The 24,656-nt window shown below is 60.0% G+C and carries 23 protein-coding genes; 9 read left to right on the top strand and 14 right to left on the bottom strand.

The annotated features are described in order from the left end of the window. Window positions 1-169: 169 nt before the first annotated feature. The 6 genes from GR212_RS32040 to GR212_RS32015 all read right to left on the bottom strand — a co-directional run bounded on the left by GR212_RS32040 (window position 170) and on the right by GR212_RS32015 (window position 6,716). Entirely contained in the window at window positions 170-1,234 is a 1,065-nt protein-coding gene (locus GR212_RS32040; RefSeq protein ID WP_163993211.1) for an ABC transporter ATP-binding protein, read from the bottom strand. Between the two features lie 5 nt (window positions 1,235-1,239). Further along, complete coding sequence (locus tag GR212_RS32035; RefSeq protein WP_204326847.1) at window positions 1,240-2,121, bottom strand: carbohydrate ABC transporter permease; 882 nt, start codon at window positions 2,119-2,121, stop codon at window positions 1,240-1,242. A 9-nt stretch (window positions 2,122-2,130) separates the two neighbouring features. Continuing rightward, on the bottom strand, window positions 2,131-3,159 hold the full coding sequence (locus GR212_RS32030) for a carbohydrate ABC transporter permease (RefSeq protein WP_163993209.1): 1,029 nt from the start codon (window positions 3,157-3,159) through the stop codon (window positions 2,131-2,133). 93 nt (window positions 3,160-3,252) lie between these two features. Continuing rightward, window positions 3,253-4,500: an ABC transporter substrate-binding protein gene (locus GR212_RS32025; protein ID WP_163993207.1), complete on the bottom strand. Its 1,248-nt coding sequence runs from the start codon at window positions 4,498-4,500 to the stop codon at window positions 3,253-3,255. A gap of 158 nt (window positions 4,501-4,658) precedes the next feature. Beyond that, the gene (locus tag GR212_RS32020) at window positions 4,659-5,864 is read right to left on the bottom strand and encodes an ester cyclase (RefSeq protein ID WP_163993205.1); all 1,206 of its coding nucleotides are present in this window, start codon (window positions 5,862-5,864) and stop codon (window positions 4,659-4,661) included. Window positions 5,865-5,939: 75 nt separating this feature from the next. Then, window positions 5,940-6,716, bottom strand: coding sequence for a DeoR/GlpR family DNA-binding transcription regulator (locus GR212_RS32015; RefSeq protein WP_163993203.1), 777 nt, complete (start codon window positions 6,714-6,716; stop codon window positions 5,940-5,942). Window positions 6,717-6,835: 119 nt separating this feature from the next. Between GR212_RS32015 and GR212_RS32010 the strand changes: the two genes are divergently transcribed. The 3 genes from GR212_RS32010 to GR212_RS32000 are packed head-to-tail and all read left to right on the top strand — an operon-like array spanning window position 6,836 to window position 10,876. Next, window positions 6,836-8,203: an NAD(P)/FAD-dependent oxidoreductase gene (locus GR212_RS32010; RefSeq protein ID WP_163993201.1), complete on the top strand. Its 1,368-nt coding sequence runs from the start codon at window positions 6,836-6,838 to the stop codon at window positions 8,201-8,203. Then, window positions 8,200-9,444 (top strand): NAD(P)/FAD-dependent oxidoreductase, encoded by a 1,245-nt coding sequence (locus tag GR212_RS32005; RefSeq protein WP_163993199.1) that lies wholly within the window; start codon window positions 8,200-8,202, stop codon window positions 9,442-9,444. The genes GR212_RS32010 and GR212_RS32005 overlap by 4 nt, the downstream gene beginning before the upstream one ends. A gap of 10 nt (window positions 9,445-9,454) precedes the next feature. Next, complete coding sequence (locus tag GR212_RS32000; RefSeq protein ID WP_163993197.1) at window positions 9,455-10,876, top strand: FGGY family carbohydrate kinase; 1,422 nt, start codon at window positions 9,455-9,457, stop codon at window positions 10,874-10,876. A gap of 178 nt (window positions 10,877-11,054) precedes the next feature. Here the strand turns inward: GR212_RS32000 and GR212_RS31995 are convergent, their stop codons facing one another. Both GR212_RS31995 and betI read right to left on the bottom strand, forming a co-directional pair. Continuing rightward, a complete protein-coding gene (locus GR212_RS31995; RefSeq protein ID WP_163993195.1) occupies window positions 11,055-11,768 on the bottom strand; it encodes a class I SAM-dependent methyltransferase in 714 nt (237 codons plus the stop codon). Window positions 11,769-12,031: 263 nt separating this feature from the next. After that, window positions 12,032-12,640 carry a choline-binding transcriptional repressor BetI gene (gene betI / locus GR212_RS31990; RefSeq protein WP_163993193.1) on the bottom strand — a complete coding sequence of 203 codons (609 nt, stop codon included), beginning with the start codon at window positions 12,638-12,640 and terminating at the stop codon, window positions 12,032-12,034. A gap of 103 nt (window positions 12,641-12,743) precedes the next feature. Between betI and GR212_RS31985 the strand changes: the two genes are divergently transcribed. Both GR212_RS31985 and GR212_RS31980 read left to right on the top strand, forming a co-directional pair. Further along, window positions 12,744-13,685: a choline ABC transporter substrate-binding protein gene (locus GR212_RS31985; RefSeq protein ID WP_163993191.1), complete on the top strand. Its 942-nt coding sequence runs from the start codon at window positions 12,744-12,746 to the stop codon at window positions 13,683-13,685. After that, entirely contained in the window at window positions 13,682-14,500 is an 819-nt protein-coding gene (locus GR212_RS31980) for an alpha/beta fold hydrolase (RefSeq protein WP_163993189.1), read from the top strand. The genes GR212_RS31985 and GR212_RS31980 overlap by 4 nt, the downstream gene beginning before the upstream one ends. A 239-nt stretch (window positions 14,501-14,739) precedes the next feature. Here GR212_RS31980 and GR212_RS31975 read toward each other — a convergent pair whose 3' ends face one another. Next, window positions 14,740-15,564 carry a fumarylacetoacetate hydrolase family protein gene (locus GR212_RS31975; protein WP_163993187.1) on the bottom strand — a complete coding sequence of 275 codons (825 nt, stop codon included), beginning with the start codon at window positions 15,562-15,564 and terminating at the stop codon, window positions 14,740-14,742. A gap of 173 nt (window positions 15,565-15,737) precedes the next feature. On the opposite strand from GR212_RS31975, the gene cynR reads away from it, so the two are divergent. Further along, window positions 15,738-16,622: a transcriptional regulator CynR gene (gene cynR, locus GR212_RS31970; protein ID WP_163993185.1), complete on the top strand. Its 885-nt coding sequence runs from the start codon at window positions 15,738-15,740 to the stop codon at window positions 16,620-16,622. A gap of 166 nt (window positions 16,623-16,788) precedes the next feature. Next, window positions 16,789-17,751 carry a cell division protein FtsZ gene (gene ftsZ / locus GR212_RS31965; RefSeq protein ID WP_163993182.1) on the top strand — a complete coding sequence of 321 codons (963 nt, stop codon included), beginning with the start codon at window positions 16,789-16,791 and terminating at the stop codon, window positions 17,749-17,751. A 280-nt stretch (window positions 17,752-18,031) separates the two neighbouring features. Here the strand turns inward: ftsZ and GR212_RS31960 are convergent, their stop codons facing one another. The 5 genes from GR212_RS31960 to GR212_RS31940 all read right to left on the bottom strand — a co-directional run bounded on the left by GR212_RS31960 (window position 18,032) and on the right by GR212_RS31940 (window position 22,403). Beyond that, window positions 18,032-18,820: an anti-sigma factor family protein gene (locus GR212_RS31960; RefSeq protein ID WP_163993180.1), complete on the bottom strand. Its 789-nt coding sequence runs from the start codon at window positions 18,818-18,820 to the stop codon at window positions 18,032-18,034. Continuing rightward, the gene (locus tag GR212_RS31955) at window positions 18,820-19,365 is read right to left on the bottom strand and encodes an RNA polymerase sigma factor (RefSeq protein WP_163993178.1); all 546 of its coding nucleotides are present in this window, start codon (window positions 19,363-19,365) and stop codon (window positions 18,820-18,822) included. The genes GR212_RS31960 and GR212_RS31955 overlap by 1 nt, the downstream gene beginning before the upstream one ends. 89 nt (window positions 19,366-19,454) lie before the next feature. Next, a complete protein-coding gene (locus GR212_RS31950; protein ID WP_163993176.1) occupies window positions 19,455-20,198 on the bottom strand; it encodes a superoxide dismutase in 744 nt (247 codons plus the stop codon). Window positions 20,199-20,348: 150 nt separating this feature from the next. Beyond that, on the bottom strand, window positions 20,349-20,942 hold the full coding sequence (locus GR212_RS31945) for a DUF3455 domain-containing protein (protein ID WP_348643583.1): 594 nt from the start codon (window positions 20,940-20,942) through the stop codon (window positions 20,349-20,351). Window positions 20,943-21,164: 222 nt separating this feature from the next. After that, window positions 21,165-22,403 carry an MFS transporter gene (locus tag GR212_RS31940; protein WP_163993174.1) on the bottom strand — a complete coding sequence of 413 codons (1,239 nt, stop codon included), beginning with the start codon at window positions 22,401-22,403 and terminating at the stop codon, window positions 21,165-21,167. Between the two features lie 217 nt (window positions 22,404-22,620). Here GR212_RS31940 and GR212_RS31935 point away from each other — a divergent pair, with 217 nt between their 5' ends. Together GR212_RS31935 and GR212_RS31930 are read left to right on the top strand one after the other, a co-directional pair. Next, a complete protein-coding gene (locus GR212_RS31935; protein ID WP_204326846.1) occupies window positions 22,621-23,526 on the top strand; it encodes a LysR family transcriptional regulator in 906 nt (301 codons plus the stop codon). Window positions 23,527-23,665: 139 nt separating this feature from the next. After that, the gene (locus GR212_RS31930; RefSeq protein ID WP_163993172.1) at window positions 23,666-24,655 is read left to right on the top strand and encodes a zinc-dependent alcohol dehydrogenase family protein; all 990 of its coding nucleotides are present in this window, start codon (window positions 23,666-23,668) and stop codon (window positions 24,653-24,655) included. Window position 24,656: the final 1 nt, after the last annotated feature.

The following is a 24,656-nucleotide window of genomic DNA, read 5'->3' as shown; positions in this document are numbered from 1 at the left end:
GGACAGCCGCGTCCCCGCGCGTCTCGATCTCCTTCAGCGTCGCCTCGACAATCGAGCGAACCTTCGCATCCTCCTCCGCACGCTCCGTCGCAGTCTTCCCAACCTTCAGATAACTAACCGTCATGATGGTTCTCCTTGCGGCCAGACCAACGGCCGCTTCGCTATATGTTCAGGATTTATGTGGCTGCGAGACGCGGGTGCCGGTCCTCGCATCGAACAGGTGACAGGCCGACGAGGGGATCACGGCATGCACGCGCTGCCCGATCTCGGCTCGATAGGACTTGTCTGATTTTATCGAGACGAGCTGCTCGCCAATCCGGAAACTCGCCATCGTGGCTTCGCCAAGCAATTCCATGGAATAGACGTCCGCGCGAAACTGCCCGCCCTCCGATACGAGGGATGCGTCCTCGGCCCTGAAACCCAGCGTAACCGGCCCGCTTGTGTCCCTCGGCAAGGAGGGGATGCTGATTCCGTCGGCAAGAAAGGTTCCGTCTCTCAGCTCGCCCGGCACAAGGTTCATTGCCGGAGAGCCGATGAATGAGGCGACGAATGTGTTGGCCGGATTGTCATAGATTTCGGTCGGCGTTCCAACCTGCTGAACGATGCCCTTGTTCATGACGACGACGCGGTCCGCCAGTGTCATGGCCTCGATCTGGTCATGCGTGACATAGATCGTGGTAACCTGCAGCGTATGCTGAAGATGCTTGATCTGGGCGCGCGTGGAGACGCGCAGCTTTGCGTCGAGATTGGACAGGGGCTCGTCCATCAGAAACACGTTGGGCTGCCGCACGATCGCGCGACCGAGTGCTACGCGCTGGCGTTGCCCGCCCGACAGGGCCGCCGGCCGCCGATCAAGAAAGTCCAGCAGCTCGACCATCTTTGCAGCCTGCATGACCTTTTCATGATGCTGTTCCTTGGGAACGCGCCGCACGCGCAATGGAAAGCGAATATTCTCGTATACGCTCATGTTGGGGTAGAGGCCGTAACTCTGGAACACCATCGAGATGTCGCGATCCTTCGGCTCCAGCTTGTTGACCAGTCTGTCGCCAAGCCAGATTTCGCCGTCGCTGATATCCTCCAGTCCCGCGATCATGCGCATGGTCGTCGTTTTTCCACAGCCCGACGGACCAAGCAGAACGAGAAATTCACGGTCATGGATCGTAAGGTTGAAGTTGTCGACGCCAACGAAATTGTGCCAGCGCTTCGAAACGTTCTTGAGGCGGATTTCTGCCATCTGAATTATCCCTTTACTGCGCCCGCCGTAAGGCCGCTGACGATCTGGCGCTGGAAGAACATGACTAGGAGGAAAAGAGGCGCGGTCGCGGAGACCACCGCCGCAACGGCAAACATGACGTTGCCGTCCTGTTGAACCGTACCCAGGAAACTCGCGATTTTCGGAACCATCGTCTGGTTCGGCTGCGACAGCAGCATCGCCGTGACTGCGAAATCATTATAGGCGAGAAGGAAGGAGAAGAGGCCTGTCGTGATCACACCCGGCCACATCACCGGAATGACGACGAGACGAAAAGCCTGGAAGCGCGAGCAGCCGTCGACCATCGCGCTCTCGTCGAGATCCTTGGGTATGGACAGAAAGAAGGAGTGAAGCATCCAGAGCGTGAACGGTTGATTGATCGCCACCAGCACCATGATCGCGGTCGGCAGGTATCCCCAGATATTCAGCTGGAAGAACGGCAGGAGATAACCGGATACAAGCGTAATATGCGGCATTGCCCGGAATACCAGCGCCACCATCAAAATCCAGAAAGTGTAGCGATGGCTCGAGCGAGATAGAGCATAGCCGCCCAGCGTTCCGAAGGTCAGCGAGATGACGACCACAGCTATCGTAACGATGGTGGTATTGAAAACCGATGATGCAAAATCGCGAACGACCCATGCACCATAGTAGCCTCCGCTTGTAAAAGCACTTCCCGTCTGGGCAATCGTGCGAACACCGGTGACGGCATTCCACCAGGAGTCTCGCGAGAAAAAGTCCTGCTCGACCTTGAATGAACCCCAGACAGTCCAGGCAAACGGAAATGCAGCAAGGAAAACCCATATCAGGACAAGCAGAAGAGATACGGTCTTCAAGGACTTCGGTTGTCGGCGTACAGCGGGAATCATGATGCGCTCCTAGTGCCTGTTAAACTCGCGCCATGTGCGCACCAGAACCGGGGAAAGAAGAATGATGACACCGAAGATCGTCATCATCGACGTTGCCGCCGCCGAACCGTAGAGCTGATCGACCTGGCCTCGAAGGTCGTTGAATATCGACCAGGACAGCGATGTTGCATTGGCCTCCGCGCTGAAGCCGACGACCGGCTCGAACACGCGAAAATTATCCATCAGTTGAACCAGGGCGACGAAGGTCGCAAGCGGGCCGAGATGCGGAATAACGATGAAACGTATCCGCTCCCAGCGGCTTGCGCCGTCGATCATTGCCGATTCGAGCGTGTCGGCAGGCACGGTCTGCAAGCCGGCATAGAATACCACGAACGAAAAGGGCGCATTGTTCCAGATGCCGTACAGGAGCAGCGTTATCCATGTCAGCACGGCGGACGATCCGACCGAGAGCGTTGGATCGCCAACCAGTGATTGAAGCGTCGCGCCCAGAATCCCTTGAGAGGAAACCATCCAGTAGACGATGAGCGCGCCGACAAGCGGCGTGATGATCATCGGCAATAGAGAAAAGAAAATGACCGGGCCCTTCAGGGCTGGAGACAGATTGTTGACACCAAGCGCGATGCAGAAGCCGAGCGCCATCGCGAGTGGCGTTACGACGAAGGTATAGGCCAGCGTGAAGGCAAGCGCCTTGTAGAATGGCAGGCTGTAGATGCGGGCTACAGCATCGCCAAAACCCTTGTTGTTACCCATGATCGAACCGATTTCCGCAAAGGCCAGATGGTTTCGGTCGATATAGGTTCCAAGACCGTTGAAATGGCCGAGAGGTTCGTCGTGGCGCAGTTTGGCCGTCGCGTCGGCATCCACCCGTGTTTCCTTTTTGCAGCCACCGAAAGGTGCGCAGGTCTCGGTTTCCACGACGATCTTTTCATGCTGCACGTACAGCGACTGCACCGCAACCGACACGATCGGTAACGCGATAAACAGGATCATCAGGATCAGCGACGGCAATATGAAGGCAAAAAAAGCCCGATGAGGCATAAGCCCTCCTCAGAGATACAGCTCTTTCCGGCGAAATCGGCGCCGGGAGCAAGTGGACGTTCGGGCGGTCTATATGGCCACCCGATTGTCGAGCTACTTTAGGAAGCCGCCTTCCTTGGCTGCGGCACTGTAGGAGGCTTCGACATCGCCAAGCGCATTCTCCGCGCTTTCCCGGCCCTGCATGAAATCCGCAAGCTCGGAGCCGAGCGCGGTATGGAGCAGTCCCATATAGGGCAGCATGGGGTAGGGTATGGCGCCGCCGTTCGCGGTCGCCAATACGCCGACCGCGCCGGCGCCCGGAACGTAGTCCTTCGTCAGCCAGGTAGCGATATCGGCATGGGCCTTGCCGACCTCCGGCCTTGTTCCGTAGATCATCGCCCGGAAGGAAGCCTCTGCATCCTCGTCCGAAATGTTTTTCGCGATTGCAAAGCCATCCCACCATAGGGCAGCGGCAGGCGTAGACCCGCCGCCCACTGTGGGCGCGGCGGCAAGCACCGTGTCTTTCACTATGTCTGCGGGCGCAACCTTCGGATCGACAATGCCTCCCGCCAGGGAGCCCCATTCATTCATGATGGCGGTCTTTCCGGACACATAGACCTTTGCCAATTCGTCGGCGTTGAAGGTCATGTAGTCCGGGCTCATGTATGCCGTCAGATCCTTCATCATTTTCAGGGTGGCTAGACCCTTTTCGTTGTTGATGGCCGGTGCTGCCGAACCGGGCTGAAAGAGCTCGCCGCCATAACCGAGATACATGTTCACGAATTCAGCTGCCAAATCCCACCCGGCCTTGTCGGAGGCGGCGAGCGGATATTGCATTAGCCCCTTTTCCCGGATGACCTTTGCCGCGGCAAGGATATCTTCATATGTCTTGGGCGCAGAGAGACCTGCCTTGTCGAGGATATCCTTGCGGAAATAAAGGTGCTGCGAATTGCCCATGAAGGCGATCGCCATGATCTTTCCATCCAGCTTGATGAGCTGGTTCGGCTGCAGGTCCTGTCCGTATTTGGCCACGAGGTCGTCCATCGGGCGGATCAGTCCCTCATTGAGCAGCGGCACGATCGAATTGTTGGCGATCATCGCGACCGTGTATTCGGCGGGATTGACCCGCAGGGCCGGGACCTGCAGGTTCTTGTGCTCGGTCGTCTGGTTCTTGGTTACCTTGACGCTGGCGGATGCGCATTTCTCAGCCTCCGAGACGACGACCCGAAGAGCCTCGAAATCATTGGACAAGATCCTCACCGATCCTTTTTCAATACCACAATCGGCCTTTGCGGACATCGTTCCGGCAAGCAGGCCGGCCGAGACCGCGACCGTCGATGCGAGTAATCTGATCTTTTTCATAGTTCCCTCTTTCATTGGTTTTGGTTGCCTGTGTCCGCTTGTTTGCCTCTTCAAGGGCAATTCTGGCGTAAGACGTCGAGTTTGGAATACGTATGCAATTCGAAGCTGCTCGTGCCCCTCGGCGCAGGTCATTCAGACCTGCGCCAGTTTAGGCAGCGCTAGCGGAGAAGTTGGACGAGAACGCCGAATTCGTTGAAGGTCGTCCACTCGCGTGTCACACGTCCGCCTTCGATGACCCAGTGGGTTATGCCCCAGAGATTGACCTCGCGTCCGGTCGGAGCACCATAGCGTCCATGGCCCCGATGCGTGCCGATCATCGACCAGCGCTGGGCAACGAGAAATCCGTCCTCGGCATTTCCCATCCAGTAGAGGTCATCGACCGAGTAAAGCGCATCGGGAAACATTGCGAGCAATGACAGCATGAACGAGCGCAATTGTCCGGTTCCCTGAAACACGCGCCCACCCGTCGCCTCCGACACGATGCCAGCACCGTAGACCTTCTCGACAGCGGAGAGATTGCGTCTGTTCCATATCGTTTGAGCGGCGGCCCTGACGAATTCCTCGGGGTTATCGCCGATCCTGTCCGGTATGGGGACATTCTCGGGTTTTGATTGGCCGGTGGTACGCGTCGGTTCGCTGCTTAGGAAATCCGCTGGCAACACATCCGGCCCCAGCAGCGATGCGGCGCGTCGGGCGGTTTCCACAGGGTCGAGGCCGAGCTGCTTGACGAGATAACACGTATCGTAGGCTACATGTTCGTAGAAGATCTCATTGTCGCGTGAAACACAGTTTGCCATGCAAAGAAACTGTATCCGCTTTCCGGTCGGTGCGCCGTGGGCACTCCAACCGGTATTCGTGCCGATGATCTGCGAGCGATGCGAGGTGTGAAAGCCTATCTCCTCGTCGCCGGCCCAGATCACCTCGTCGGCGAGGATCCGCATGTCGGGAAAGGCATTGCTCTGCTCGATCACATGCTGAACGACGAGATCGCGCCCCGCAGCCAATCCCAACTCGCCCCACACCATGCAGTCATGACTGTAGGTATCGTAAATGTAGCCGATATCTTTCTCTTCCCAGATCTGATGCGTGATCCGGATGATGTAATCGATGATATTGGCATATTGCGCCTCGAAGCCGCGCATCGAATGGCGCACGGCATGGGCCGGTGTCTTGCCGAGGAACGCGTCGGTGCCACCCCGACGATAGGCGTCGAGCGAGATGGAAAAATCCTTCGGCATATGCCGTGGCTCAAGCCCGCGGAACTTCGAGCGGGCTTGTTTGGAATCCGCGTGGCCACGGGCGGCGACCGGTGTCTCACTTGCCGGCGCGCTTTTCGCGGAATTCTTGGTGGTTTGATCGTTCATCTCGGCTCCCGTTTCCAGATCATGGGAGAGAATAAACATAATATGCCCGAACGGTCAATAGTTATGCCCGAACGGTCATTTCGTTGCGGTTGCGATTATTATCTCGACCCCGGCGGCGGTGAGTTGCCGCGCGAGATTGGAGGGTATGGAATCGGCGATCAATCTGGATGAGGCGGAAGCGGGCACAATTTCGAAAACCCCGACCCGATCCATTTTCGAAGAATCCGCCAGGATCGTGACTTTTCCAGCTTGGCGCGACATTGCTCGTGCGATCTGCGCCTCCTGAAGGTCGTGATCCATATAGCCCGTTGCTGCAACGGCCGCGACCGTCAGGAATGCATGCATGGCTCGAAACTGCCCGATATGCTGGACGGCCATATCTCCCACACATTCCTGGCCGCCGCGTCGGAACTCGCCCCCGATGAGGAATACACGACTCTCTTCGCCCTTTGCAGCCAGAGCGGCAATGGCAGCCGAGTTCGTAATCACCGTAAGCCCTTGTAAGGCCGGCAATTCTTCGGCAAACATCAAGGTCGTCGATCCGGTATCGATGAAAAGACTGTCGCCGGGCTTTAGCAGAGCCGCGGCCGCCTTTGCTATGGCTCGTTTCGCAGCCAGATTCTCGGTCATTCGGGCGGCGAACGGTCCTTCTCCCGTGTCGCCCGCATAGGGCTCGGCGACGACGGCGCCGCCATGGACCTTCCGCAGAAAGCCACGTCGATCCAGCTCGGTCAGGTCTCTGCGAATGGTTTCGCGTGAGATGTCCAGACTGTCTGCCAATTGCTCGACGGAGGCGCGGCCTTCGGTCCGTACGAGATCGAGTATGTTGTTTCGTCGTTCTTCAGGGGTCATGATCTCATATCTCGACGTGACTATTCAGTCATTAATATTGACCATATGGTCACAATGGGTTATCGCTTCCACAACATAACCACAATATGTTCGGATCACCAGAGGAAGCGATAGCCGGAATGGAAGTCTACGACTTTGCAATCATCGGCGCGGGTGTCGTTGGATGCGCGACAGCGCGTCGTCTCGCGCTGGCCGGCGCAAAGGTGATCGTGCTTGAAAAAGGGCGCGATATCCTGTCCGGAGCGAGCAAGGCGAACAGCGCGATCCTGCATACGGGATTCGATGCGCCGCCGGGAAGTCTTGAGCTCGCCTGCGTGCAGGAGGGGCATGCCGAATATTTGGCCCTGCGCGAGAGCATGCACCTTCCCGTCTTGAAAACGGGCGCGATGGTGGTCGCGTGGACGGATGATGAAGCGAAACGCTTGCCCGCCCTGGAATCCCAGGCGCATGAAAATGATGTCATGGACGCCGTGCTGATCGAAGCGAAAGAGGTCCGCAAACGCGAGCCCCATTTATCGAACGACGTGCGCGGCGCGCTGTGGGTGCCTCGCGAATATGTCATCGATCCCTGGTCGCCGTTCCTGGCCTATGCATTGCAGGTGCAGGCGATGGGCGGACGTTTCCTGTTCGAGACCGAGGCGAGGGATGGTGTCTTCGATGGGCAGACGTGGGCGATCGAGACGAATGCCGGCACCTTTTTCGCAAAGGGCATCGTGAATTGCGCTGGGCTTTACGGTGACCTTGTCGAAGAGCGGTTTCTGGGGAGCGTGAGCTTTCGGATCCAGCCGAGAAAAGGTCAATTTGTCGTCTTCGACAAGGCTGCAAGCGCCTTGCTTTCCGCAATCATACTGCCTGTTCCCAACGACAGAACAAAAGGAATTGTTCTTTGCCGTACCATATTCGGCAATGTCCTTGTCGGTCCAACTGCCGAAGAGCAACCGGATCGTGCGATTGCCACCGTTGACGAAGGGGAAATGGTGAAGCTCATTTCCCGTGCCGAGGCAATGCTACCGGCACTTCGTGGCATGCCCGTTACGGCGATTTATGCCGGGCTTCGCCCTGCAACGGAGCAAAAATATTATCGGATTCGTCATGACAAGCAACGCAGCTGGCTTACCGTTGGCGGGATCCGGTCGACTGGGCTGACAGCTTCGCTCGGATTGGCAAATCACGCGGCTGCGTTGCTGCTCGGCGAACACGACAACCCCACACCGCGCGAGCCGGTGCCGAAAATGGCCAATCTTGCCGAACATGTCGCGCGTGACTGGCAGACGCCCGGCTATGGCGAGATCGTTTGTCACTGCGAGTTGGTGACGCGCCGCGAGATCGACAATGCCTTGTCGGGGGCGTTGCCGCCGCGAGATCTGTCCGGCTTGAAGCGAAGAACACGTTGCACCATGGGCCGGTGCCAGGGCTTCAACTGCCTCGGCCGCCTGGCCGAATTGACGAAAGAACGCCTTCCATATCCTCCCGGGACGCCGCTATGAGCCAAATTTCGAACTTGCCTGGCGTCAGCACATCCGTGGACGTTCTCATCGTCGGCGCAGGCCCGGCGGGCCTAGCCGCAGCGGTGGCGCTGCGGCAGGCCGGTGTGCAGAATGTCGTGATCGTTGAACGTCAACCGGAGGCGGGTGGAATGCCGCGCCATTGCGGCCATTCACCGTTCGGCATGCGAGAGTTTCACCGGATTCTGACAGGAGCGCAATATGTCCGCCGGCTGGTCGCCGCCGCCGAGCAGGGGGGAGCCCGATTACTGCTCAAACATACGGTCGTCTCCATCGAGGCGGGCCCAAGTGCCCTGATTGCCAGCCCCGACGGCCTTCTGGAGGTCAGGCCGAGAGCGATATTGCTGGCGACAGGGGTGCGGGAAGCCGCGCGCTCCGCCATGCTCGTCTCGGGCTCTCGGCCACCGGGCATCATGAACACGGCCGCACTTCAGGATATGATCTACATCAGAGGAATGCGGCCGTTTCGCAGACCCGTCATCATAGGCTCCGAACTCGTGGCGATGTCGGCGATCCTCACATGTTTCAAGGCCGGTGCGAAGCCGGTCGCGATCGTCGAGGCCGGTCCGCGGGCATTGGCGCGCAGGCCTTTTGGCTGGTTGCCCGCCATCACCCGTATTCCCTTCTATCGCGATACGGAAATAGCCGGCATCGATGGTACCGACAAAGTCATCGCCGTGCATTTGCGCAACCGGCTTACCCAGGACACACACAGGCTGGAATGCGACGGGGTTCTCTTTACCGGACGGTTTACGCCCGAAGCGGCGGTCGCCCGCATCGGCGGCATCGCAATCGATGACGGTAGCCAGGGTCCCGAAATCGACAATCGCGGCCGGACGCAATTGCCGGGTATCTATGCCGCCGGAAACCTGCTCAGGGGAGTGGAAACGGCGGGTCATTGCTGGTCCGAAGGGCGGCGCGTCGCAAATGTCATCGCCCGAGATCTGAAGAGATTGCCACCTCTTTCATTGACGAGGATAGAAGCGGGACGAGGTGTCAAATATGCCGTACCGCAGTCGATCGCCTTTGCCGGCGACAACGCCGCCTTTTCTCATATCGAAGTTCGCTTGAGCGATTGGATCCGTGGCAACTTGACGGTTGAGCAAGCCGGCCGCACCGTGTGGCAACGACGATTGGACAGCGGACCTGAGCGCCGAATCCGCATTCCGCTCGACGAGCTGCCCAGAACCGGCGCGGATCCCCTGGTAATCTCCGCCCAATGAAAGCGTGCCCATGCGAATCCTAGCCATCGACCAAGGAACGACTTCCACGAGAGCAATCCTGTTCAGCCAGACAGGGGATGCCCGCCATATCGGCAGCAGATCGCATAGAAACGAATATCCCCGCCATGGCTGGGTTGAGCAGGACGCGAACGAGCTGGCAGTCAACATAATGTCCCTCATAGAGGCGGCCGGTCCGGTGGATGCAATTGGATTGGCAAATCAGGGGGAAAGCTGTCTGGCATGGGATAGCGTGACCAAGGAACCCTTGTCTCCGATCATTGTTTGGCAAGATACGCGTACCGTCCAGATACTGGAACGAATGGCTGCGGAGGGGTTGGAAAAGACGGTTCGGCGCAGGGCAGCGCTTCCGTTGGATCCCTATTTTTCGGCGGCGAAGCTTGGCTGGATCGTCGCCAACCTGCCCAAGGCGGCGGCCGCGTTGAAGGCGGGCCGCCTGAGGCTCGGGACCACCGATGCGTTCTTCCTGGATCGTTTGGCGGATTGCTTTGCCACGGATCGGGCAACCGCATCCCGAACCAGCCTGATGAACATGGAGACGGGAGAATGGGACGAGGAACTATGCCGGCTGTTCGGTGTGCCCCTTGAGTGTCTTCCTCCCATCCGGTCCAATATCGCCGGGTTCGGAAGCATTGCCGGCGCGCGGGTGGGGGCATCGATAGTCGACCAGCAAGCCGCTCTCTACGGACATGGTTGCAGGATTGCGGGGGATGCCAAGGTGACGTTCGGTACTGGCGCCTTCGCGCTGACCGTGACGGGCACGTCTCTGAAGCGGGACGCTCTCGAATCCGGATTGTTGCCGACGGTCGCCTGGGATCTTGGCGACGAGACGACATATGCGATCGACGGCGGAGTTCAGGATGCGGGATCGGCCATCGAATGGGCGTTGCGAGCGGGAATGGCCCGAAGTCTCCTGGATTTCGAAATATTGGAACCAACGACAGCCGTTGAAAGAGGTCTTGTGTTCATCCCGGCATTTTCCGGTCTGGGTTGCCCCACATGGGATCGCAGTGCCAGCCCACTGATCATCGGCTTGCAGCCGAGCATGGACCGAAGGGATATATGCCAGGCCTTGCTGGAGGGCGTAGCCTTTCTCACCTCGCAGGTGCTGGCCGCGATCGGTAATCACTGTGCCTTGCAAGAGCATATTCCTATCGATGGCGGAATTGCCGCCAACAGCTATTTCGTGCAGTTCCTTGCAAACTGCAGTGGGCGCAGCTTCCGCGTCGGCAGCTTCGCGGAGCAAACGGCGGCCGGAGTGGCGTCCCTGGCCGCTCTTGCCCTTGGCGAGGAAATCGACCCTCCGCGACTGCAGCAATTCCTAGTCGGACCGAGCCTCGACGGGGCCGTCTGGTCCGGCATCTTCAATGATGCCATATGCCGCGCGCGCGGCTGGAGGCCGGCTCCCTTGTAATCGCGAGGCTCCAATGGGAGTGCCAATCCAGAACCGGCCAGGCCGTCATCGGTGAGGTGGACGGAAGAATAGCTGGGTGCTTCAGTCATGTGGCGCCGGTCGGCGCCACATGACGATGATGTCGATTGCATGGTTCGAAGCGCCTGCCGCGTCAGCTCATGCCGTGACCGAGGCGTGGCTATTTTCTGGTTACCTGAGCCGAAACCGCGACCTCGCCGCCCAGTCCAAGGTATTTGAAGTCGAATATCTGGTTGTTTTCGCTTTGGAATTCCGCCCAGGCTTTGAATTCGTGATCGATATAGCCCGCGTAGTTGAAAAACTCATCGAAGACGACCACCGTATCGTTCATGCGCTCACGGCAGGCCTTCAGAATATATTTGGCAACGCTGTAGAGATCCGTATCGATATGGATGAAGCGGATTTCGCCGGGATTCTGCTGAAGAAAGAGCGGCAGCTGCTCTTCAATCATGCCGATCCAGAGCCTGACGTTTGCCGGCACCTGCGGCACGGGCGTAGCGAACGCACCTATCTGGACGCCTTCGCGCCAATTCTCCGGGAGCCCCTTGAAGCTGTCGAAACCCGCGACTGGGCGGCGAACGGCATTGGCGATCGTGGTGATCGTCACGCCGCTTGCGACCCCGAATTCCAGAAAGAGGCCCTCGCCCAGAGTTTCGGCCTTCTTCGAGGCAAAAACGAGATGATCGAGCCAGCTGTCGAATTGCGGGCAATTATAGAGATGCCGGTTATAGAACTGGCCCGCTTCGAAGGCTGCCGCGATCTGCGCAAATCTCTTGACGCTCAACGGCTTCAAAGCGGTGGTGCCCTGGATATGGGCTAGATCCGGCTCAAACAGAAGCCTTGCCGTAAGCGCATCTGCTATATCCTTTGACATCAATCGATCCTTCGAAATGGTTGGTCGGGCTCCCGGCGTTGGGTGGCAACATCGAAAGAAATGACAGGGCGGTTTCCTATCGGATAGCGCTGGTCCCAGCCTTGTGTCCCTGGCGACGCCGGGGGCACCCGCAGCAAAGCGTGGTGTGTGTCGGGCAGTCTTTATCCAGACAAGCGGCAGCTGCGCGCCCTCTCCCCGAAGAGAGTGGGCCTATCGGCCGGTCCAGTGTGACCAGCCACGGCGCCGATTCATCGAGGAAGGCCTCATAAATCCGCGACTGACGATTGCGCGAAGGCGGATGGCAGCCGGTGAGATAGATAATCGCGCATCTGGCGAAGAGCATCCTTGGATGTCAGGCGCTCCGTCTGCAGGCCCAATCGCAGCCAGAGTCCGTCGATCAGGGCGGTGATGCCGAGTGCGACTGCCTCGCATTCTTCCTCCGGCAGCATATGAACCAGGGCCGACATGAGATTGGACCGCATCCGCATGTGAATGACCTTCTGGATACGTGCCAATTGCGGTTCGCGCGGAACCTCTGCGCAAAGCGCCAACCACGCGTGGCAAACGGACGGCTGGAAAAAGCGTTCCTCGAAATTGCCTTCGATGATCGCCTCCAGTCTTTCAAGGGGGCTCCTTGCGAGGTTCAGTCGCGCCACGACGGCGTCCCTCAAGGCGGCGTTCGCCTCGCGCATCGCATGCTCGAACAACTCCTGCTTGTTTGCGAAATAGTGCAGGACGATACCCTTCGAAGCGCCGGCCTGCGCGGCGACTTTCTCCAGCGTTGCTCCCGCCATGCCTTCGCGCTGCAAAACCTCAAATGCGGCGCGCCTGAGTTCGCGCTTCCGGATGTCGCTAATCTTGGCCAGTCTCATGTCTACCCCCGAGGTTGGGCTCTACATTGACAAGTTTTCCGAAAAGATCAATTATTGACCCATGGGACAATAAAGTATCCATTTGGACAAAAAGGGGACTGCCATGAAACGATCAGTGAGAGCCGGAGCCACCGCGATCCTCCTCCTTGCCGCAACCGCTCGGGCCTTCGCGGGCGAGCCGGAAAGCTGCAAGGCTGTGAGAATGGCGGAACCGGGCTGGAATGATCTCGCCTTCACGACCGGGATCGGCATCACTTTGTTAAATGCGCTGGGTTATGAGGCCAAAAGTCAGCTGCTCGGCATCGACGTCATTTACACGAGCCTGAAGAACAAGAACCTGGATGTGTTTCTCGGCTATTGGGACCCGGCCATGGTCGCCTACTACAAGCCGTACAAGGAAGACGGTTCGGTGGAAACGGTTCGCACCAACCTTGAGGGTGCGAAGTACACATTTGCCGTCCCCACCTATGTCTGGGAGGCCGGCGTCAAGGATTTTTCCGATCTGCATAAGTTTGCCGACAAATTCGATCACAAGCTCTACGGCATAGAGCCGGGATCGAACCAGCTGATGCTCGACGCGATCAAAGATCCGGCTCTCGGTCTCGACGGGTGGGAAGTGATCGAGTCGAGCGAGCAGGGCATGCTTTCGGAGGTCAGTCGCCGGACGCGCGACAAATCATTCATCGTATTTCAAGGCTGGGCGCCGCATCCGATGAACACGGTGTTCGACATCAAATATCTCACCGGCGGCGACAAATTCTACGGACCGAATTTTGGCGCGGCGACGGTATCCACGCAGGTGCGCAAGGGTTATCTGCAAGAGTGCGCCAACGTCGCGAAGCTCCTGAACAACCTGACATTCGATGTCGACTACGAGAACCGCGGCATGGCCTACATCATGGATGATGGTCTCGAACCCGCCGACGCCGCTTTGAAGGCAATCAAGGCCGAGCCCGCGCGGCTCGATACCTGGCTGGCGGGAGTATCCACCTATGACGGCCGACCGGGGCTTGCCGCGGTCAAAAGCGCTCTTGGGCTTCAATGACTATTCACGCAGATCATTGGCATAGCCGCAAGCGATACGTTGAAACGTCGGAAGGGAAGTCCGTCGCCTTCGTCGACAGCGGCGGAAACGGACCGCCGCTTCTGCTGCTGCACGGCTTTTCCGACACGAGCCGCAGCTTTGCCGCGCTCGAACGCTTCTTTCCTGATTTTCGCCTGATCGTTCCGGATCTTCCCGGGCATGGGGCATCCGCTCTGGATGGAGGAATGCATGTCGATGATTTTGCCGCGAGCATCGACCGGCTTCTGACGGTTCTCGGACTTGAGAACATTGCGCTTGTTGGCCATTCGATGGGCGCGATGACGGCGATAGAGCTTGCGGCCCGCCGCCGGGATGGCGTGAATGCACTCATCCTTCTGTCTGCCAGCCTGCGGCCGGATTTCGGTGCCGAGAGCCCGCTTGCCCGCGATATACGTTCGCTTCGGGATCCCATCGACCCTTCGGGGCCGTTTCTCCGTGATTGGTATGCCTGCAGCCGCCCTGTCGATTCCGACTTCTTGTCGAGGATGAAGCTGGATGCGGCGGCGATGCCGGCGGCGATCTGGCATGGCATCCTGGAGGGCTTTGGCGAAACCGATCTGCGATGCAGCGCGGCGCGGGTCACGGCGCCGGTACTTTGCATCGCCGGTTCAGCCGACCCGCTCTTTGGCAGTTCGCATCGGGAGACGCTTGCGCACGCGTTTCACACAGTTCGGTCGATCACGCTCGAAGGGTATGGACATAATCCGCATTGGGAAGATCCGCAGAGAGTTTCCGCGCTGATTTTGTCTTTTCTCGCGGAAACCGAACGGGTTTAAATCCGGAAAACCGGGCGAGCGGCACATGAACGCGATCGCGGTTCGACCGCAACGACGGGTGGCGCTTTGGGCCTTGCCAGCATTGGTGCATTCGACAGGCTTGTTTGCGCTTTGCTTTTTTTGCGGAGACGCAAAGGTCCGTCCAGCGCCGCGCGTAGCCCGCGTAGGGTCGCGGCGAGGCCGCAATTGTCCTCAATCGACGGAGCCGGGCCGCGACGGGCCCGGCTTTTCTGTTCTCATCAATCGCGGATCTCGTGCCGCTGGGCGCCAAGATGCGCTATGCCGCATTCCAGAACGTCGCCGGCCGACATGAAGCGACCCTTGCCGAACCCGACGCCCGGCGGCGTACCGGTGGCAAGAATGTCGCCCGGCAGCAGCGTCATGTACCTCGAGAAATAGGCCAGCATCTCGTTGATCGAGAACAGCATGTCGCTTGTATTGCCCTGCTGCTCGATCCGTCCGTTCAACTTGGTCCACAGGTCGAGATTCATCCCATCGACGCCGGTGACGAGATAGGGGCCGATCGGTGTGTATCCGGGCCGCGACTTGGCGCGCACGAGGTGCTGTGCGCCGCTGCCGTCGACCTGGGTGTTGCGGTCGGAGATATCGTTCAGGCAGACATAGCCGAAGATATGGTCCGGGGCGCGGGCCGCACTGATGTCGCTGGTCTCGCGTCCGACCACGATCGCGAGCTCCACTTCCCAGTCCAATTTTATGCCGGCGTTGGGCCCACGCGAGATCGGGTCGCTCGGTCCGGAAAGCGAGGTGACGGCCTTCAGGAACACTTCGGGTTCGGTGGGCGGCGACATTTTGAATTCCTCGATGTGCTTCTTGTAGTTGAAGCCGGTGGCAGCGATCTGCCGCACGCCTTCGATCGGCGCCAGATAGGCGAAATCGTCGGTGACGGGCCGGAGGCCGGTCGTATCCACCGCGTTGAGGATCCCGCTGGCAATGGCGGCGGGTGGAATGTCGGCCACGATTGGACGGAGATCCAAATGTTCCCCATCCTTGAGAAGAACGGGAATAACGCTGTTATTTGTCAGGATGCGTGCAAACTGCTGCATGACTTTTCTCCTTTGATGCAGACGTGCCGTTCCCGGCCTCGGGCACGGGCGGCGATCGAAATTTTCAATGGTTTTGGACGTGCTCAGCGGTGCGTCTGGTAAGGAGATAGTCTTTCCGGCTATAATCGTCCAAGACTGATTTCTTACTATCTCTATAAGCAATGGTTATAGTTATGCTCCTGCGCCATATCCGCTATCTCAAAGCCGTTGTCGATCACGGCAGCTTTACGCGGGCCGCTCAGGCGCTGCATGTGTCGCAACCGGCGCTGTCGCAGCAGATAAGGGAATTGGAGCTCGGTCTGGGTGCAAGGCTGCTCGACCGAAGCGGGCGTCAGGTTCGCCCTACCGACCTGGGTGTTGCCTATCTTCGCCACGTCGATCGCGCCTTGAAGGAGCTGGACGAGGCGACGCGCGCCGTACGCGATGTCGAGGATCTATCCACCGGCTCCTTGCGGCTGGGCATCACGCCCAGCATCGCCGCCTATCTGATCGCGCCATTGCTGCGGCACTTCCGCAGCAGCTATCCGGGGATCGGTCTGGTCGTTCACGTCGCGGCGCAGGAAGAGATCGAGCCGGCGCTGCGAAACGATGAGTTGGATCTGGGCATTGGCTTCGGCGACCTGCCGGCAGAGGACATAGAGACGATCCCTCTTCACGATGAGCGACTGGCCTTGATCGTCAGCGCCATCTGGCAAGGCGCGCGGGGGAATGCCTTCACTGCGGCCGAGCTCGCATCAACCCCGCTCGCGCTGCTGGACGGATCCTTTTCCACGCGGCGGCTTGTGGATCAATATTTCCAAAACAGCGGCTTGCGGTCGTCCGTCGCTGTCGAAGTAAATTCGATCACGGCGCTGATGGAAATCGTTCGCCAGACAGACCTCGCCACCATCCTGCCCGCGAATGTCGCCGGCGCGGGTCTTGCGACGATCGGGTTGCCGCCGGAATTCGCGCCGCGCCGCGCGGCGCTGCTACGCCGCCGCAATGCCTATCACTCTGCCGCCGCCCGTGCTTTCGTGGTTGCCACGAAGGAGGTGACTTCAGCGATGGATTGCAAATAAGCCATGTCGTGCATCAAGCCCGTTAAATATGGGGGTAAGCCGATCGCTGCCGCAATGCGCACATGTTCCCCGCTAGGATCTGCATCTTTCAGCGAATCGCCGGGGCGTCTATTTCTAGGCCGCAAGCGATCCCGTTTGAGAGTGACATGATTCAATGGAGTTCCTAATGCCCGACATCCGCACACCGATATCTGAGATGATACCCAAGATTACCATCGTGGGCGTCGGCGGTGGCGGCGGCAACGCAATCAACAACATGATTGCGGAAGAACTGCAGGGTGTCGAATTCATTGCGGCCAATACGGACGCACAGGCGCTGGCGACATCGAAAGCAAGCAGGCGCATTCAACTTGGAGCCGAAGTAACGGAAGGCCTCGGCGCAGGTTCACTGCCGGACATCGGACGCGCGGCCGCCGAGGAAACCATCGATGAAATCATGGATCATCTCCAGGGAACGCATATGTGCTTCATCACCGCCGGAATGGGCGGTGGCACAGGGACGGGTGCCGCTCCGATCATAGCCAAGGTCGCACGGCAGGCGGGCATTCTTACGGTCGGCGTCGTCACCAAGCCCTTTACGTTCGAGGGCAACCGTCGCATGCGCACCGCCGAGGAGGGTATCGAGCGGCTCCGCGAGAGCGCGGATACCGTCATCGTCATTCCCAATCAGAACTTGTTTCGCATTGCGGATGCTACGACCACCTTTGCAAATGCGTTCATGACCGCGGACCGGGTTTTGTACGCCGGCGTCAGCTGCATCACGGATCTGATCGTCAAGGAAGGACTTATCAACCTCGATTTTGCCGACGTCAAAACCGTCATGCGCGGAATGGGTCGCGCGATGATGGGAACAGGCGAAGCGACGGGACCGGGCCGCGCCTTGAGAGCGGCAGAAGCCGCCGTTGCCAACCCGCTTCTGGATGACATGAGCATGAAGGGCGCCAAAGGCGTGCTGATCTCCATTTCCGGCGGAACAGACATGACGCTGTTCGAAGTGGATGAGGCGGCAAGCCGCATACGGGATGAAGTCCTCGATGACGCCGATATCGTGGTCGGAGCGATCTTCGATCGAAACCTCGATGGGGTTTTCAGGGTGTCGGTGGTTGCGACCGGTCTGGATCGCGCCTAGCTGGAGCTGGCGCAGGTAGCCTATCTTGCGCCAGAACCATATTAACCTGCCCGAGACAACGAATAGCGGAAGCGTTCGCAAAGGCTGCCGTCGCGTGACTCTCCGATAGGTGGCGCAATCATTTGCTCCGCCCATCGGCGCGGTCGTCGGCCGCGACAGAGTCCGCGCCAGGAACAATGGAAAGTCGTCACCGGCACATGTGCCTGATTTATGCCGCCTGCCGCGTTCCACCCTCACCGAAATCACATAAACGTCCCAAACCCATAGCCGGTCAATCAAGCTAGCTTTCGAGGCCGGACTGCAGCTGGTTTGCTATCGCTCCAAGCTGCTCCGGCGGGTTTCGCCCGATCACCATGAATGAATGATCGGCGCTCGACCAGAAGACGATATTCATCCCCAGCCGCTGTTCCCTCTGAAAGTCAGATTTCCCCTTGCTGCTATGCGTGATGCAGAGTGCGAGGGGGCCGTATTTCGGGTCGAGATAGGCGATCTGCGCCAGCGGCTTCCTGTCGAATGTCAGCAATTGAGCGCGCTTGAAGGGTATGCCGGAAATCATCAGGCCTTGCGTCGTCAGCGGCAGCTGCATGACGCTGGCCACCCTCGAAATCTGGTCCGCCTTCACTGCGGGATCATCGCTCAGATTGCTCAGCGTATCCGCGGAATAGAGCTGCATATAATCGGCAACCACGGCCCTCCAATTCTGGGAGGAACCGGTTTCGCCCGATGACAGAAGCCGGACGAGGCCTCCGCCTGCGACCGCTCCCGCCGCGAGGCAGGCGGCGGCGAGAAAGCGGCGCCGGTTCGGCAAAGCCGGGTCCGGGACGATCCGGTCCAAGGGGGGAAGGGCCGATTTCATCCGCTCGACGGGTGCGTCATCCAGAAGAGCCGCAAAGGCCGCATGCATCGGAACAGAGTTGGAGGTCAGGAATTCGAACCGGTCGCAAAATGCGCTATCCCGGTTCAAGCGATCTTCCACGGCCAGTTTTGCAGCGGCATCCAGCTCGTCATCGAGATAGGCGACAATCAACTCGTCGACGGACATCGAGGCCGGATCAACATGGGTCGGCATCAGTCTCTCCTTTCCCGGAGCGGCGTTTCTTTCGCTGCGGCGACGATATCGGCAAGTCTTGCACGCGCATTCGCTAGACGGCTCATGACCGTGCCGATCGGAATATCGAGGACTTCGGCGATTTCCTTATACGAAAGGCCTTCGACATAGGCCAGGAACACCGCATTCCGCTGCGCTTCGGGAAGCCCGTCGACAAGCTTCAGGACTTGATTTGCCATCAGGCGCGTTTCGCTTTCGTGCTCGCCATCGACAAAGAGCACGCAGTCGGCGTCGACGATGCCTCCGCCCAGGCGAATGCGCCTGGCGCGCACCTCGTCGATCCAGATCGAATGCAGGATCGAAAACAGCCAGCGGTCCAGCCGGGTGCCCGGCGTATACTGCGCGGCTCGTTCGATCGCCCTCAGGCAGGTGGCTTGCACGAGATCCTCCGCCACGTCCCGTTGCCGGGACAGGACATATCCGTAACGCCACAACCTTTTCAGATGGTCGACAAGGCCACCCTGCACCTCTTGCTGAGCTGCGTGGAGTTTGCGATCGCCTATCAAGACACGCTATCCTCGTGCTGTTAAACTCGGCCGACGGTCAAGGACGGCAGCCAACCGCGCGCGATCAGCTGCCGTCCTTGCGGATTCGATCATATCGTCAATTTGCCCTGCCGCGCTGCGGCATAACGCTCACCGATCTTCGTCCAGTTGATAACCGTCCACCATGCCGACAGGTAGTCCGCGCGACGATTCTGATAGCGCAGGTAATAGGCATGTTCCCAGACGTCGTTGCCGAAAAGAACGCGCTTGCCTTCCATCAGCGGCGTATCCTGGTTGGGCCGGGCCTCGATGCCGAGCTTGCCTTCCTGCGTGACCGTCACGAACACCCATCCCGATCCGAAGATCTTGCCTCCAGCCGAGTTGAAGCTTGTTTTCAGCTGATCCAGCCCGCCGAAATCGCGCTGGATGGCGGCAGTGACTTCGCCGCCAGGTGCGGCGCCGGCGCCACCCATGATTTCCCAGAACATGCTGTGGTTTACATGGCCGCCAAGGTTGTTGCGGACAGTCGTCCGGACGCTGTCGGGCACCTGATCGAGATTGGCCAGCAGGTGTTCCATGGGATGATCGGCAATTTGCGGCGCCTGCTTCGCCGCCGCGTTCAGATTTGCCACATAGGCGGCATGGTGCTTGTCATGATGCAGATGCATCGTATCCGTGTCGATCGCGGACTGAAGCGTATCATAGCCATAGGGCAGCGATGGCAACTTGAACGGCCCATCACCGCTATCGGTCGCGCCGCCATTTTGCTGTGCTGCCGCGATACGGGATGTCGAGATCGCCGCCAAGGCGCCGGCTGTGGCTGTCATCATATGTCTGCGGGTGAGATTGAACATCGTCGTTTCCTTTTGGTCTGAGCTTGTCGTGGCGTAAGAGGTCTTCGTCCGCAGTTTGGGCCGCGGCTGGATCTTTCGGAATTTCAGATGAAGGAACTGGGGAGGCCCTGCGGCCGTAGCCTGCCTCGCTTCGGCATCGAAGCCGGCGCGTCAGTGCGCCAGAAAGACATAGTCCGCGCTATAGGGCTCCGAGTGCATTTCGCCGACCTTGTCGCAGGGGCCGGTGAAAATGCCGCCCTTCGTGTTCAGCCGCTGCACCGTATCGACGCTTGACAGATCGCCATTGCCGTCATGCTGGACGACGTCGAGCCGCAGGACAGGGATATCCTTGTCGGAGGCGCCCGGAGCCTGTGCGATAACCTTGCCCTTGATGCGCGAGCCATCGGCAAATTCCCAGCCCGGTCCGGCAAAGTGACGACCGACGGTCTTGTCTTCCGATATCAGCGTCGCCAGCGGTTCACGGAATTGCCATGCGGCTTTGCCCGCGTCATCCGCCTTGCATTCGTAGATCTGCAGGCCCACCGCATGCGCCTGCCAGACAATTCTGGCGCCGTCGGCCCGGATGCCGTCAGGAAGCGGTGCCGCCGTTGCGCCGACCGCCGAGGCCAATGTCAAGAGTGCGATCGAAGCCATGATGATGTAGAGAGCCACCGGCATGAGCCGGTTTTTCATGGCCGCGCGTCGAATGACCGTCGCCTGCGCGGCGGCAATAGCGGACCCATCCTGTCGGTGATATTGCGTCATCGTCACATCTTCCCTTCTGCGGAGCGAGCATTTCGCTCCTTTCAGGCTGTGAACGGCGCAGTGACGTTTTTATTCACGTCGATCGAAAAAAGATTCGCGGCGCGGAAGAAGAACCGCCCGGCATAGCCTCGCAGGTACGATCGCCGGGAAGCGACCTGAGGGACAATGCAAGCCAGACGATGATCGGCTGCGCCATGAGCCGGGCAAATAGATCAACGCCAGTCAGTGCGGGCTTCGCCGCCATGCGAAGGCGGAGACCGTCATGGCGCAAAGCATGCACACCGCGCCTGCCGCGCCGATCCAGGCGACGGACATCAATGTTATGACCGCCGAACCCAGGGCCGCGCCGAGCGAGAAGCCGAGATACATGAAGGATGCGTTGAGCGAGAGAACGACGGGCGTGTGGCTGAGGCCCGCAGCCCCGACCAGCCGAGCTTGCTGCGGAGGATAGAAGCCCCATGCGCCAAATCCCCAAAGGACGACCAGCGGCAAAATGAGGAGAAGCGCATGGGGTGCGAAGACGAGAGCTATCAGGGTCAAGCCGGCGAATGTCGCGGCCGAGATCGGCAGGGCAACGTTCTGAACGCGCCGGCTTCCAAACCGGTCGTTCGCGTGCCCGCCGAATGTGATGCCGCCGATCGCGGAAATCCCAAGAAGCATCAGGATAAGGCCGGTCCCTTCCGCGCCCAGACCGGTGGCGACTGTAAGGAAAGGTGAAACGTAGGTATAGACGACGTATGCCCCTGTGGCCCAAAGGGCAGTCGTGACGAGGGCAGGGAAGACGCCAGGCATGACGACCACGGCAAGCCTTTCCTTGAACCCGGCCGGCGCCCCAGCGGCGATCTCGCGAGGCAGCCTCACCACGAGGACCAGAAGAGCTGCTGCTGAAAGCACGGCCACGCCGACGAAGGTCGCTCTCCAGCCGAAATGCGCGCCCACGAATGCACCCGCCGGGACACCGAGCGCGACAGCGACGGTAATGCCGCCATTGACGATCGCCAAGGCCCGACCGCGATAGGCCGGAGGAGCAAGGGCGCTGGCGACGGCATTCGCGTTGGGCACGTAGAGCCCGGCAGTCAGGGCGAGGAGGACTCGTGCCGCAGCCAGCCACCAGTAGTCCGACGCCATGGCGGCCAGAAGATTGGCGATGACGAATCCCGCAAGGGAAAGTATCAGCAGCCGACGTCGTGGCCAGCCAGCGGTGAGCGCCGTCAGGATCGGAGAGCTGACCGCATAGGTGAGGGCGAAGATGGTCACGAGCTGCCCCGCGGCCTGGACGGTCGTCGACAGGGAGCGCGCGATCGACGGCAGGATCGCCGCGATCATGAAGCCCTCGGTGCCGACGGCGAAAGTGCCGAGCGCCAAGGTATAGAGCGCTCCCCGGTCGATGGCGGCTTCGCCGGCGGGCGACGCGGCCGAGGGGGCGTCGATATTGGAAACACGTTCATTTGCGGCACTCATTTCTGCCCTCCATCGGCAATTGGCCGAGCAGCGCCGTCGTGGCCGCGATTTCCCACCGGGTTTACGGAGGAGCGCGGAAGACGATAGCTGATCGGCTTGCAAGATCGGGAGAAACGAGCTGAGGCGCTAGCCGGCAATCCATGCTAACTTTTATGTATGGAACACATGAATAGCCCTGCGCCTTCCGGCTTGATGCTATTCCCGAGGAGCCAAGCAGTTGATTAAGGATAACTTCGCTCTCCGCCTCTACACCCGCGTCGCGCGGCTGGGGAGTTTCTCCGCGGCGGCCAGAGAGTGCGGCCTGTCGCAGTCGCAGGCGTCGCGCATCGTCGCCGAACTTGAGGCCGAGCTCGGTGTCCGGCTGCTATCCCGGACGACCCGGGCAGTCGTCCCGACGGAGGTTGGAAGCGAGTTCCTGGCTCGCATCGAACCCGTGCTCATGGCCCTCGACGAGGCCGAGCACAGCGTGCGGGAGGGGGGCGAACTCCGCGGGCTGCTGAGGATGAGCATGCCGACAAGTTTCGGTATCCGAGATGCCATCCCGCGCCTCAAGGCATTCGCGGAGCGGCATCCCAATCTCAACATTCAGCTTCAACTCTCGGATCGTCGCCAGGATCTGGTCAAGGATGCGGTGGATGTCGCGATCCGTCTCGGCCGTCTGCCGGATTCCAGCGCGACTGCGAAGCTCATTGCGACGATCCCCCGGGTTGTCGTCGCCTCGCCGGACTACATTGCCCGTTGCGGCGCCCCGGAGTCGCCCGACGACCTCGTTGGGCATCGCATCGTCGGAGGCTCGGCCGCGGCGGTCCCCACGGCCTGGCGCTTCCATCTGGATGGGCAGGAGCGGCTGGTCAAGCTCGAGCCGCACTTCTCTACGGACGAGAATGAAGGCGCTATCGCCGCCGCGGCCGCGGGCTTCGGGATCACCTCCACGAGCGGCTGGGCGTGCCGCCGCGAGCTGGAGAATGGCGAACTTATCCGCGTCCTGCCGGAATGGACCTTGGCCGGCATCCCGGTTCATGCCTACTTTCCGATGGGCAAGTCGACGCGTGCGGCCGCGCGTGCAGCGATTGACCATCTGGTTGCGGCGTTTCAATCGGAACCTTCCATTGCGGAAGGCTGACCAGCATCGTGCGGTAGTCGGTCTCGGCTCCACTATTGATGCGTTCCATGCATAGAAGTTAGCGGCAACGGACGGCTACCGGCTGCTCCTTCCAACGACGATGTTTCCCTCACCGACACTTCTGGTCAGGGAGACGATCATGACCCGCTCAGTCCGCATTCACGCGTTTGGCGATGCCGATGTGCTTCGCATCGAAGATATCGATATCGGCGAACCTGGCGAGGGGGAGGTCCGTCTTCGTATCAAGGCCATTGGCCTCAATCGCACCGAGATCACCCTTCGCTCCGGTCGTTCGCCGATCAAGCCGACGCTGCCGACGGGTCTTGGCTTCGAAGCGGCCGGCGTCATCGAGGCTCTCGGTTCCGGCGTGACCGACTTTTTCGTCGGCGATCGGGTCGCGCTCGTTCCCGCTTACGGTGCCGCTCAATATCCGCTCTATGGCGAGAGCGCCCAGGTGCCGGTCCGCTCGCTGGTCCGAATTCCGGATGGGGTCGACTACACGGTGGCCGCATCCACTTGGGCAGCGTACGGCACGGCCTGGGGGGCACTGGTTGCCGTTGGAGGATTGACGGCGGGCCAGACTGTGCTGATTTCCGCTGCCTCCAGCAGCGTCGGCATTGCCGCCATCCAAATTGCCAATCGGCTCGGCGCCAGGGCCATCGCGCTGACCCGCACGTCGGCGAAGGCCGACCCGCTCCTGCGGGCAGGGGCCTCGGCCGTGGTCGCCACCTCCGAACAGGACATCGTCACCGAGGTAAAAGCCCTTACGGACAACAGGGGCGCGGATCTGGTGGCGGACCCCGTCGGTGGTCCGGGTTTTTCCGAACTCGCCCGAGCCACCGCGTCCGGGGGCAGGCTGGTGTTATATGGCGCGCTCGACACCAAGCCAACAGTCATTCCGCCCTTCGAAGTCTTCGCGCGTGACCTGACTATCCGCGGATTGGCGCTGACCGCCCTTACCCGCGACGACGCGCAGCTCGCCGCGCTGAAGCAGTTCGTCACCAGCGGTCTCGCCGACGGATCGCTTCGCCCGACGATCGCGCGAACATTTCCCTTTGATCAGATCGCCGACGCGCACCGCTTCATGGAGGCGGGCGAGCAGGTTGGCAAGATCGTCATCACCCTCTGAA

Source organism: Martinezella lusitana (genome assembly GCF_010668395.1).
Taxonomy (GTDB): Bacteria; Pseudomonadota; Alphaproteobacteria; order Rhizobiales; family Rhizobiaceae; genus Rhizobium; species Rhizobium lusitanum_A.
This window is presented reverse-complemented; position numbering and strand designations above follow the sequence as displayed.